Raw genomic sequence first — 12,510 nt, 5'->3', positions numbered from 1 at the left:
TTCTATCGATTAGAACTTAATCTTCTGCCGGAGCTTCACCGTTAGTTTCCGGTGCTTCGCCTGCATTCTCATCAAATTCAACATCTTCTTCTTCGTCGCCGGCCGGAACCTTAGCAACGGAAGCAATGGTATCATTTTTCTTGAGGTTAATCAATCGTACCCCCTGGGTAGCACGGCCCATTACGCGCAGATCGGAAACTCCGATGCGAATCATAATACCGCTCTTATTGATCACCATTAAATCATCTTCGTCACTAACGGCTTTAATCGCCACCAGATCCCCAGTTTTCTCGCTTACAGTAATGGTTTTCACCCCTTTACCACCACGGTTAGTGATGCGGTAATCATCCAACTGGCTACGTTTTCCATAACCATGTTCAGACACTACCAAGATGGAAGTCGCTTCTTGTAATTCCTCAGGAATGGTAACCATACCTACCACTTCATCAGTATCGTTGGCCAAGCTTACCCCGCGTACCCCACTGGCATTACGCCCCATAGCACGAACGGCATTTTCATTAAAACGAATCGCTTTACCACTGCGCACGGCCATTAAGATATCGTCGTTTCCGGTGGTTAATTTGGCTTCTAAAAGCATATCACCTTCACGAACGGTAATGGCATTAATACCGTTGGAACGTGGACGAGAATAAGCCTCCAAAGTGGTTTTCTTGATCACCCCTTTCTGAGTAACCATCACAATGTAATTGGAGTTTACATATTCCTCATCACGTAAGTCCTTGGTATTAATAAAGGCGCGTAATTTATCATCCTGAGGGATATTGATCAGGTTTTGGATGGCACGACCCTTACTGGCTTTGCTGCCTTCGGGCACCTCATATACGCGCAGCCAAAAACAACGACCCCACTCCGTAAAGAACAGTAAGTAATTGTGGTTGGTAGCTACAAATACATGCTCAATAAAATCCTGATCCCGGGTGTTCACCCCTTTCTGACCTACGCCACCGCGACCTTGCTTGCGGTATTCACTCAGTGAAGTACGCTTAATATAGCCCGCATGCGAAATGGTAATTACCACCTCCTCATCAGGAATCATATCTTCAATACTTAAAGAACCACCGGCATAGTCGATGTCGGTACGGCGCTCATCACCATACTTCTCACGAATCTCTTCCAGTTCTTCTTTAATAATGCTCATTCGTAAATCCTCTTCATTAAGGATACGCTTCAAGAATTCGATGGTCTTCATCAGTTCTTCGTACTCAGAGCGTAGTTTATCTTGCTCCAGTCCGGTTAACTGACGTAAACGCATATCCACAATGGCACGAGCCTGAATTTCGGACAGCTCGAAACGCTTTTCTAAGCGATCGCGGGCCTCATCAGGACTGGCAGAAGAACGAATGATCTGGATTACCTCATCGATATTATCGCTGGCAATGATCAGACCTTCGAGGATATGAGCTCTTTCTTCGGCTTTACGTAGTTCGTAATGCGTACGACGAATCACCACATCAATACGGTGATCTACGAAGTGGTGAATCATGTCCTTCAAGTTCAATTGAACCGGACGACCGCCCACCAAAGCAATATTGTTTACGGAGAAACTCGATTGTAATTGAGTGTATTTGTAAAGCATGTTGAGCACCACATTTGGCACTGCATCGCGCTTGAGATAATAAACGATGCGCATCCCTTTACGGTCGCTCTCATCCTTTATATCGGCAATACCCTCAATCTTTTTATCATTTACCAGATCGGCGGTTTTCTTAATCATTTCCGCCTTATTCACCATATAGGGAATCTCGGTAACGATAATCGCCTCACGGCCCTTCACCTCCATAATCTCGGCACGACCGCGTAAAACGATTCTACCGCGACCCGTTTCGAAGGCTTCCTTAACCCCGTCGTATCCGTAGATAATACCTCCGGTTGGGAAATCTGGGGCGGTGATATGCTGCTGCATTAATTCCTCAATCGTAATCTCGCGATTGTCGATATAGGCATTAATAGCATTAATAGACTCGGTTAAGTTATGCGGAGGCATATTGGTAGCCATACCCACCGCAATACCAGAGGCACCATTTACCAACAAGCCCGGAATACGGGTAGGTAATACGGTGGGCTCAGAAATGGTATCATCGAAGTTCAGCTGGGTATCAACCGTTTCTTTGTCGATATCGGCCAACATCTCCTCGGAGATTTTACGCAAACGCGCTTCGGTATAACGCATGGCCGCGGGCGGGTCACCATCAATAGAACCAAAGTTACCTTGGCCATCTACCAACATGTACCGGAGGCTCCAGGGCTGGGCCATCCGCACCATTGTGTCATACACCGAAGAATCGCCGTGAGGGTGAAACTTACCTAAGACCTCACCCACAATTCTTGCGGACTTTTTATACGATCGATTGGAGAGAACTCCGAGTTCATACATACCAAAAAGTACCCGGCGGTGTACAGGCTTCAAGCCATCTCGGACATCCGGCAGGGCACGGGAAACGATCACTGACATCGAATAATCGATGTAGGAGGTTTTCATTTCCTCCTCAATATTGATCGGAATTATACGCTCATCTGCAGCCATACTGTCAGTACTTTAAATGTAGATTATGCAAAAGTCAAATATAACCTTATGCGAAGGGCTCTCCAGCCCTGTAAGACCTAATTTTACTCACAATTTCGACTCATTACTGTTGATAAAACCTCTATATTATTGAGTGCCCCTATTGCCAATAAAGTACTTTTGATGGGAGGGTCTGCTAATGGCATAATCTTAGTACCTTCCCAAAACAGAATTTTCCTGAGAATAAATTATGGACGAGAATTTTTCCCCCCGTGTAAAAGACGTGATCAGTTACAGTAAGGAAGAAGCGATCCGCTTGGGGCACGACTATATTGGCACCGAACATTTAATGCTGGGCTTGATTCGCGAAGGCGAAGGCTCTGCTATTAAGATATTAGAAGATCTCGGTGTGGATGTGGCCGCGTTCCGTCGTCAAATCGAAGCGATTAGCGCTCCCAATGTATCCGGTCAGGTAAGCACGAAGAAACATTTGCCTTTAACCCGTCAAGCGGAAAAGGCCCTGAAAACAACTTTCCTCGAAGCCAAGCTCTTTGGTTCCAGCACCATACGCACCAGTCATTTGTTACTCTGTATTTTACGGAACGACGATGATCCCGTAGCGCGTATCCTGCGGAAATATGATATTGACTACGATAGTGTGAAAGTAGAATACCAATCTATGTTCGACAGCGAATGGGATCAAGATAAAAGCCCACGCAGCGAGAGCCCTTATCGCGATGAGGATGACGAATTCGCGGGCTCCGGTGGCGAAGGCGGTCGTTTTGGCAGTGGACCATCCAAAGCCAAAAGCGAAGGCAAAACTAAAACTCCGGTTCTAGACAATTTTGGACGCGATCTCACCAAAATGGCCGAAGAAGGCAAACTGGATCCGGTAGTTGGCCGGGAAAAAGAAATTGAACGGGTATCGCAAATCCTTTCCCGTCGTAAAAAGAACAATCCCCTGCTTATTGGTGATCCCGGTGTGGGTAAATCAGCAATTGCAGAGGGTCTGGCCCTACGCATCATTAAGCGGAAGGTTTCTCGTGTTCTTTTTGATAAGCGCGTGGTTTCTCTAGATTTAGCCTCTTTAGTGGCCGGTACCAAATACCGCGGACAGTTTGAGGAGCGCATGAAGGCCCTGATGAATGAATTGGAGAAGAACGATGATATCATTTTGTTCATCGATGAGCTTCATACCATTGTTGGTGCTGGTGGCGCAACCGGTTCTTTAGATGCCAGTAATATGTTTAAACCGGCTTTGGCCCGAGGTGAAATCCAATGTATTGGTGCTACCACCCTGGACGAATACCGCCAGCATATTGAAAAAGATGGTGCCTTAGAGCGTCGTTTCCAAAAGGTAATGGTAGACCCTACCAATCCTGAAGAAACCCTGCAAATCCTTAAAAACATTAAGGATCGCTATGAAGATCACCACAATGTAAATTATACCGAAGAGGCCCTGAAAGCCTGTGTTACCCTCACCTCCCGTTATGTAACAGATCGTCACTTGCCCGATAAGGCCATTGATGCATTGGATGAGGCTGGATCTCGCGTGCACATCACTTCTATCCATGTTCCTAAGGAGGTAATGGACCTCGAGAAACGTTTGGAAGACATTCGTGATCAAAAGATTCAGGTTGTAAAAAAACAGAAATACGAAGAAGCCGCTCGCTTACGCGATGATGAGAAAAACCTCGAAAACCAATTGCAAGAGGCCCAGGCCCGTTGGGAAGAAGAGGTGAAACAAAATCGTGAAACCGTAAGTGAGGAAAACGTTGCTGAAGTGGTAGCTATGATGACCGGTATTCCGGTACAAAGAGTAGCGCAACAAGAGAGCAAGCGCCTTTCCAGCATGGGTGCCGATATGAAGAAAGAGATTATCGGCCAGGATGAAGCGGTAGATAAAATCGTAAAAGCCATTCAGCGTAACCGTGCGGGTTTAAAAGATCCCCGGAAACCCATTGGTTCTTTCATCTTCCTGGGCCCTACCGGTGTAGGTAAAACCCAATTGGCGAAAGAATTAGCCAAATCCCTCTTCGACAGTGAAGATAATTTGGTGCGGGTGGATATGAGTGAATACATGGAGAAATTCGCTGTATCTCGTCTGGTGGGAGCGCCTCCCGGATATGTGGGATATGAAGAAGGTGGTCAGTTAACTGAAAAAGTTCGTCGCAAGCCCTATTCTGTAGTGCTGCTCGATGAGATCGAAAAAGCGCACCCTGATGTATTCAACTTACTCCTGCAAGCTCTGGATGATGGACATATGACTGATAGCCTGGGTCGCAAAGTTGACTTTAAGAATACCATTATCATCATGACTTCTAATATCGGTACCAGCAAGTTGAAAGACTTTGGTACTGGGGTCGGATTTGGAACTTCGGCTCGGACCTCAAGTAAAGGTGATCTCGAAAAAGGAGTAATTGAAACTGCTCTGAAGCGTGCCTTTGCCCCTGAGTTCTTAAACCGTATTGATGATGTGATTCTCTTCAACAGCTTAAGCAAGGAGAACATCGTTAAGATTATCGATATCGAATTGCGGAAGCTTTATGCTCGCGTTAATGATTTGGGTTACCAAATTGAAATGACCGAAGAAGCGAAGCTATATATCGCTGATAAAGGATTCGACGAAAAATTTGGCGCTCGCCCATTGGCTAGAGCCATTCAGAAATACGTGGAAGATCCATTAGCAGAGCAAATCATCAATTCGGAAATTGAAGAAGGTGATACCATCAAAATCAGCTTGAAAACGGAAGGCGAAAATTCTGAAATTCAAGTAGAGGTTGAAAAGCAAGCCAAAGCCCTGAAGGAAGGAGATTCCGAAGCAGAAGCATAAGCTTTACAGATAAATCAAAAAGGCCGGTAAAAACCGGCCTTTTTTTATGAACCAAAATCTAAAAGAAAGACGACCCGAAGGCCGCCTTTCCCTGGAATCTCCTACAGGGGGTTAGTAGGAGAATCGTCTCTTTAAAACCGGCGCCTCCCCAAGCGCCGGTTTTGGATTGAGTAGAGCAAAACTCTGGTTATCCTCCCGTAGGAGTTTTCCTTCCTCCCCTTGACAATGATCTATCTACACTGCCAAACGATTTTGCTGCTGAATTAATAGTCCTCTCAATTCTGATTTGATTCCAAACTGGAGGACTAGCTTAAAAAAACGCCTCCAGTTTACCCGAGTTTCCGTCGACAAACGCAAATGGCCATAAGCATCTAAAAAGCCATTATGCATACTCAATTGCATAAACTCCATAAAGGTCTCTCGGGTCATGTCGTTCAACATGGGAATCCACAGCTCCTTGATTTTATCTTGAATTCTTTTTAACTCTGATTCTTGATTCTGATAGTTGATGTGATTGGAGCCAAATTCATTCTTCTTCTTAATATCGAGAATGCGCTCCACCTCATCTACAATCAGGTTATGGGACATTTTCATCTCATTACTCATATTGGAGAAATTATGTTGATCCAATACCAAAGGATGAAATGCGATTTCAAATCCATTGCCCAATTTGAGGCCGCTATTACGCTCCAGGATTTCTAATAATACCACCTCAGCTAAATCGGGATCGATATGAGGGCCAAATACAACCCAATCTCCCACATTCAAGCTGCGAGCAATTTCGGTGGCCGAATCTTTTATACTAGCCCAATCCATGATGGAAGTACTGAGGCCATTGAGATAAAATACCCCTGCGGCACGTAAATCACCGGAGTGATTCGCCAATTCAATTTTGTGCTCCTCAGGATTGATATCCAGACTACGGGCGATTAAGAAGTCTTGCAAACGCACTCCTTCGGGAATCACCTGATCGTAGATCAAAGTTTTAAAACGTTTGGAGAAACTGAGGGCATAACGTATTCCCTCTACATTTAAGCCCAAGACCGCGATGTGGGTCTCTTGTCTTTTTAATTGCTCGTAACGGTTCATGATAGATATCTTTAGGGGTAATTTTATACTGCTAAAGTATCCTGGAACCTTGCGCCCTATTAGAATATTAGTCGGTTGGGATGGCGCTCACGACGAATGGAATCTTTTTCCCGTTGAATGTTTTGCTATAAAGTACGGATGCGACTCAGGAGCTCAGATCGATTGGCTCTACTCACCGGAATCACTTTACCAATAATGCTTACGGTGGTTTCTTCGATATCTTGGATATGATCCAGATTCACCAAAAAACTACGATGTACCTGCAAGAAATTTGGAGCTTCTAATTTGTCTACCACCTTCTTTAGAGTAGAATAGATAATAAAGCTTTCGTTCAAGGTTTTGATCAAGACATAATCACCCTTGGCCTCCGCATAAGCGATATCCCCTTGACGGATTTTTACCAGGCGTTGATCTACCTTCAAGTATAAATGATCATTCAGCAGCATGGGAGCCACCGGTTCTTTACCCTGAATTTCCTGAAAGAGTCGATAATTAGACATGGCCACTTCAATCGCCGCCATTATATCCTTCACACCATAGGGCTTTACGATATAGCCATAAGGACCTTCAGCCTTGGCGCGATTTAAGGTCTCCTCATCCGCATAAGCAGTAGTGAAGATAAAAGGGAGATGGTATTTCTGGCGAATAAGGCGAGCCAACTCTACCCCATCCATTTTACCTCTCAATTGAATATCGAGAAGCATTAAATCCGGTTCATGTTCCATCAATTGCATCACCGCTTCTTCGCCACTTTCGGCAACACTTAAAACAGTATGATCCATGAGTTCCAGCATCTCTGCCAAACTCTCTGCAATCATTGGCTCATCTTCAACTATCAGAATTTTCAGGTTCTCCATGACTAGGCGTAAATAGGTATATCAATTACAAATTCGGAACCTTCCCCTTCCTTACTAAAGAAACGCAAATTAAGATTTTGCATGTCACTCATCTGCTTTACCACCGATAATCCCATACCACTTCCCTGGATACCGCGGGTATTTTCGGCTCGGTAAAATGAGTTGAATATTTTGTTTTGATCTTCCTCTGGCACTCCGATCCCCTGATCCTTAACACTTAAGCGAACCTTGTCTGTGCCAAAATTGAGCTCTAAGCTTGGATTTCCTCTTCCCTTGGAATACTTAAAGGCATTGCCTACCAGGTTCTGAATAATATGCTCCAGCATTTCTGGATCTATCCGCACTAATTTAGGAGCACCCTCCAAAACAATTTTAAGTTGACGGCCATCTTCCTGACTGGAGAAATGCCGATCATTCATATCGTGAATGAAACTCACTAAATCCAGAGATTTTAATTGTGAGTTTAAGCGCCCCGACTCTAGCCTACCTAACATTAAAATGTCGGTCATGATATTGCTAAGTCGATTGGTTTCGCGGTTTAGACGCTCTAAGTAGCGGTTGGCCTTTTCCCGATGTTCTTCCGGAATTTTAGTGGCCCAAAGTTCCAGCATCTCCGCATTAGCTTTAATGGTAGTAAGGGGAGTGCGGAATTCATGTGAGGCCATGGAAATCAATCTCGATTTCATGCGTGCTAGTTCCTTCTGCTGCTCCAGGGCAATGTTCATGTCTTCTTCCGCTTGCTTGCGTGCGGTAATATCCCGTAAGAATGCCGAGAAATAATAGTGCCCTTCAATCTTAAAGGGGATAATACTCAGCTCCAGCGGAAAATGACGCCCCTCCTTATCATGACCAATTAACTCAATCCTGCGATTTAAAACCGGACCTTCTCCACTAGCTAAAAAATGTTCCATGCCGCGTTCATGCGCTGCTGCATATTTTTCAGGAATAATTAATCCACTTAAGGACTTAGCAATAACCTCCGCTTCTTTGTATTTGAACATCTGCTCCGCCTGATGATTCCAATCTTCTACCAGACCACTTTCGTTGATGGTGATTACGGCATCCAAAGCATTCTCCAAAACCGTGCGCATGCGATACTCACTGGCACCTAAACGATTCTCAAACTCATTTTTAATATTGTGAGCGGCCAGCATTTGGGCCATAAACTCCAATAGCTCCTTTTCATCCGCATTCCAGCTTTTTTGAGTGCGCACCGCATCAAAGCCAATAAAGCCTCTAAGCCTGCCATTGCCCAAAACCGGCATGGTTATAATCGATTGAATACCCTGAGGTTCGAGGATCTCCCTAACTGGATGTCCTTCTGGCAAATCGGCCACCCGATCATAAATCATGGGCTTACCCTGCTCATGGGTTTCAAACCATTCGGGGATGGCTTCCAAAGGTACTTCCTGAAGATTCTCTATTTCTGGACTGATACCCTCCGCACACCATTCATAGGTATTGGTGGTATAGTTTTCATCCAAATGATAATCGAAAATATAAACCCGATCGGCATTTACAAAGCTCCCCAATCTGCCCAGGGCCTTTTGGATTACTTCGTTCTCTTTATCGGGGTTCAGGAAAATCAGATCATTCGCCAAATCCAATAGGATTGCCTGCAAGGTGAGGCGGTATTCCAATTGACTTTGCAATGACTTTAAAGGGGTAATATTGTGATGAATTCCCAAAGAGCCAATCACCTTACCACTGATATCCTTAATAGGAGCTCCAGAGATTTGCATCCACAATTGACTCCCATCCTTATGGCGAATGGGAAGCTCATAAACGCTGCTTTCACCGCGCTCTCGCAAATGCTGAGTTTCTTTCAAGCGTTTTGCTGTAAAAGCTATATCCTCCTCAGTTAAAAAAGTGTCTTTGGCATTTTTGCCTTGTAAATTTTTTAATTCGTGCCCCGTAGTTTTTAGGAAGGAATCATTAGCCCAAAGAATGGTTTCATCCTTGTCTACTTCCATCAAACCCAGGTCGATATTCTGAATAACCTCTCGGTATTTTTTCTCACTTTCAATTAGGGCCTGTTCCGTTAGGTAACGCATGGTAACATCGCGGTATACCCACAAATTCCCTCTGTTTTGCTCGTCGATAAGCATGGGGATATAGTCCCTTTCCAAAACCCGCTCATCGGCCATGGCTATGCGCTCACTGCGGCGAATCACTTGTTCTTCCAAACAACGACCAATGCCAGCCCCAAATGCCTCCGGATTCTTAAAAAGGTGGCTAATACCAGCACCCACTTCGGCGCATACTTGACCAGCTAATTCAGCTGGACTGGAATCTAATCGGAAATAACGACAGAAATTATCGTTTACATAGCGAATCTTGCCTTGGGCATCTTCAATTAAAATGGCCGCATCCAAATGCTTGAGTAAGGCCAATAGATGCTCATCGCTTTCCTTAAGATCGGCCTTAACCTTTCGTAATTCGGTGATGGGTCGCGCCACTCCCAAAAGTTCAACCACCTTATTATTCTCGCAAACCAATTCAATGGTTTGACCAATCCATATTTCTTTGCCATCCGCAATAAAGGGAAACTCAAAATAAGAGGAGGCCTGACGTTTCTCAATTTGCAGCGCATAGAAGGCGGCCACCTTTTCCTGAAAATCTTCCCGAACAAAGCTGTAATAGGGCTGCCCTAAAATGGCATCGATATCCATATCGAAAAGCGCCCGTGCCTTCTCATTTACATAGGTGAAGCGGCCTTGCGGGTCGAAGCGATAAATTAGATCAATACCTTGAGGGATTTCTTGTGGGTGCATTTTCGCTAGGATTGAGACTAAATTAAGGAAAGCATAGAATCAAAGCTTTGAAATTCGAGGAATGGTCAATAATTCAGGTCAAAGCTTTCTGCTAAATTGCCAGCATGAACCGACGTCTCCTCTACCTTAGTTCAGGTCCCTTAGCCTTTTTGGCGGTACAGGGAATTCCGCAACTCAATGGCGACCAGTCCTTAGTATTGGGCACCCTGGCTTGGATGCTAAGCTGGTGGATGAGTAATTTAATTCCACTTGGGGTTACTGCCTTATTACCGATGTTGATCTTCCCTTTGGGTGGCATTTTAGATGCTAAAACCGTGGGCTCCCTATATGGGCATCCGATCATCTTCTTATTTCTGGGTGGTTTTGCTTTGGGTTTAGCGATCGAAAAATGGCATTTACATCGAAGAATAGCACTTAATATCCTGATGATTAGCGGCGCCGCCCCAGAGCGAATTCTTTTAGGGACCATGGCCTCTACCGCACTATTGAGCATGTGGATTTCCAATACCGCCACCACGGTAATGATGTTGCCCATCGGCGTAAGCCTCTATAAACTTCTGGAAACAAAACTGGGCTCTGGTAAAGCCGCGCGTAATTTTGGCATCGCTCTAATGTTGGGAATCGCCTACGCGGCCAATATCGGAGGAATGGCCACTCTAATTGGCACTCCACCCAATTTGGTATTCGCCAGTTTAAGCAGCAGTAGCCTCAATCGAGAAGTGGCTTTCGCCGATTGGTTAATTTTCGCCTTGCCCCTGAGTGCCCTGCTCTTTTTTGTGGTTTGGTTTTTCCTGAGCAAGGTATTGTTCCCTAGTAAGGAGATTCAACTCGGAGGCATTAAACCCATGCTGAAGGAAGAATTAGCCAAATTAGGCCCCATGCAGGCAGCCGAAAAAAGAGTGGCGATTGTATTAGCCTCCATGGCAGTACTGTGGATATTCCGTTCCCAACTAAATGCCATCTCTTATCTCAGTCAATTAAGTGATACTATTATTGCCATTGCCGGTATGGTTGCCTTTTTCCTTATCCCTTCTTCCACTGCCGAAAAAGCCCTTTTGCGCGAACATGATTTAGGAAAGCTACCCTGGAATATCATTCTTCTTTTTGGAGGTGGATTAAGCCTAGCTAAAGCCTTGGAAGTAACTGAGGTGGTGCAAAGTTTAGCCCAAATGGTAATGGCTAGTGGTTGGCAATCGCTATTCGTAATTAGCTTAATTATCTGTGCCTTTGCCGTTTTCCTCACCGAAGTAATGAGTAATGTAGCCCTGGTTTCGGTTTTCATCCCGGTGGCCTTTATAATCGCCTCTCAATTGGGAATGGATGCCTGGGCCTTAAGTGTACCACTCACTCTGGGTGCCAGCTGCGCTTTTATGTTCCCGGTAGCCACCCCACCTAATGCCATTGTGTACAGCAGTGGCTTTCTTAAAACTCAGGATATGGCTCGGGCCGGATTGGTCTTTAACCTTTTCAGCATTGCCATAATTACAGTGTATAGCTATTATGTGATGCCGCTAATACTCTTCTAAAGGCTGCCCCAAAGGATCTTGATAGATACAGCCTTCTTCAATCAGATAGATCTGAAATTGATGGTAACGAAATAGCAATTTGCATAAACGATCTTGTGTCGGATAGCCCTCTTGATCCGGATGGGTGCTGCCTTCTTCCAAACTTCCACATAGGCAACCTGCATTTAGGTCATCTGGCAGATAAAGCACTTTCACCAGGCTATCCCCTTCTTCACTAAAATCTACATCGATTTTCTCACCCCAGGATCTGCTATCGATAGTGTAATTGTATGCTTCCTTAATTCCTTCCTCCGTTACCAGAATCAATCCGAAAGATTCTTCAAAACAATAGGAACAGCCCCTTACATAAGCCGTAAAGAAATAATAAGTACTGTCATTTTTAGTCCCGAGGGGAATGATGCTGGAATAACCATCCGATTTTAATTCAATCTTCTGTGGACCTTCCTGCATATAAATGGAACTAAACTGTCCCTGACTGCCGCGATAGTGATAATAAACCACCTGGCTGCGATAAGTACCCCCGGTATTTTCTTCGAAGGAAATCTGAAGGAGGCGACCATCATCAGTAAACTGAACCTCAGCATTGAGTTCGGTTTTCAAATCCAGACTGTATAAATCCGGATGTGCAAATAAGGCTGTAATTGATTTATTCAGTCGACTGAGATAAGCCCATTGTAAATCCGGTGGATAGATTTCATCTGAAGCAGCAAAGTTCTCAAAGAATTCCGCCGCTTCCTCGGCACTTAATCTAGCGCTGTCCAAGGGTATGGGCTCTTGAAAAGGATATACCGATTCATACAAAGCAATATCCCGATTAAAGTGACTAATCAAGGTATCCAGCGATTGGGCATTGACCATATTGAAAGTCAATACACAAAATCCCAATAAGAGGCCTCTGAGCATAGGT

General features: G+C 44.7%; 7 protein-coding genes. 2 read left to right on the top strand and 5 right to left on the bottom strand.

Translation table 11 applies throughout. The features are described 5' to 3' along the window. Positions 1–16 precede the first annotated feature (16 nt). On the bottom strand, positions 17–2,545 hold the full coding sequence (gene gyrA, locus H4K34_RS16215) for a DNA gyrase subunit A (RefSeq protein WP_210758437.1): 2,529 nt from the start codon (positions 2,543–2,545) through the stop codon (positions 17–19). Between the two features lie 229 nt (positions 2,546–2,774). Here gyrA and H4K34_RS16210 point away from each other — a divergent pair, with 229 nt between their 5' ends. Beyond that, positions 2,775–5,357: an ATP-dependent Clp protease ATP-binding subunit gene (locus H4K34_RS16210; RefSeq protein WP_210758436.1), complete on the top strand. Its 2,583-nt coding sequence runs from the start codon at positions 2,775–2,777 to the stop codon at positions 5,355–5,357. 234 nt (positions 5,358–5,591) lie between these two features. On the opposite strand, the gene H4K34_RS16205 is transcribed toward H4K34_RS16210, so the two are convergent. The 3 genes from H4K34_RS16205 to H4K34_RS16195 form a co-directional block, all read right to left on the bottom strand. Beyond that, positions 5,592–6,446 (bottom strand): hypothetical protein, encoded by an 855-nt coding sequence (locus H4K34_RS16205; protein ID WP_210758435.1) that lies wholly within the window; start codon positions 6,444–6,446, stop codon positions 5,592–5,594. 125 nt (positions 6,447–6,571) lie between these two features. After that, the gene (locus H4K34_RS16200; RefSeq protein ID WP_210758434.1) at positions 6,572–7,303 is read right to left on the bottom strand and encodes a LytR/AlgR family response regulator transcription factor; all 732 of its coding nucleotides are present in this window, start codon (positions 7,301–7,303) and stop codon (positions 6,572–6,574) included. Between the two features lie 2 nt (positions 7,304–7,305). Further along, positions 7,306–10,077 (bottom strand): PAS domain S-box protein, encoded by a 2,772-nt coding sequence (locus H4K34_RS16195; protein ID WP_210758433.1) that lies wholly within the window; start codon positions 10,075–10,077, stop codon positions 7,306–7,308. A 104-nt stretch (positions 10,078–10,181) separates the two neighbouring features. Between H4K34_RS16195 and H4K34_RS16190 the strand changes: the two genes are divergently transcribed. Beyond that, positions 10,182–11,603, top strand: coding sequence for an SLC13 family permease (locus tag H4K34_RS16190; RefSeq protein ID WP_210758432.1), 1,422 nt, complete (start codon positions 10,182–10,184; stop codon positions 11,601–11,603). On the opposite strand, the gene H4K34_RS16185 is transcribed toward H4K34_RS16190, so the two are convergent. Next, positions 11,589–12,506, bottom strand: a complete 918-nt coding sequence (locus tag H4K34_RS16185; protein WP_210758431.1) for a hypothetical protein — start codon at positions 12,504–12,506, stop codon at positions 11,589–11,591. The genes H4K34_RS16190 and H4K34_RS16185 overlap by 15 nt on opposite strands. Positions 12,507–12,510 lie beyond the last annotated feature (4 nt).

Source organism: Croceimicrobium hydrocarbonivorans, from assembly GCF_014524565.1.
Classification (GTDB): domain Bacteria; phylum Bacteroidota; class Bacteroidia; order Flavobacteriales; family Schleiferiaceae; genus Croceimicrobium; species Croceimicrobium hydrocarbonivorans.
The sequence above is the reverse complement of the archived record's forward strand: the minus strand, read 5'-3'. Positions and strand labels throughout refer to the sequence as shown.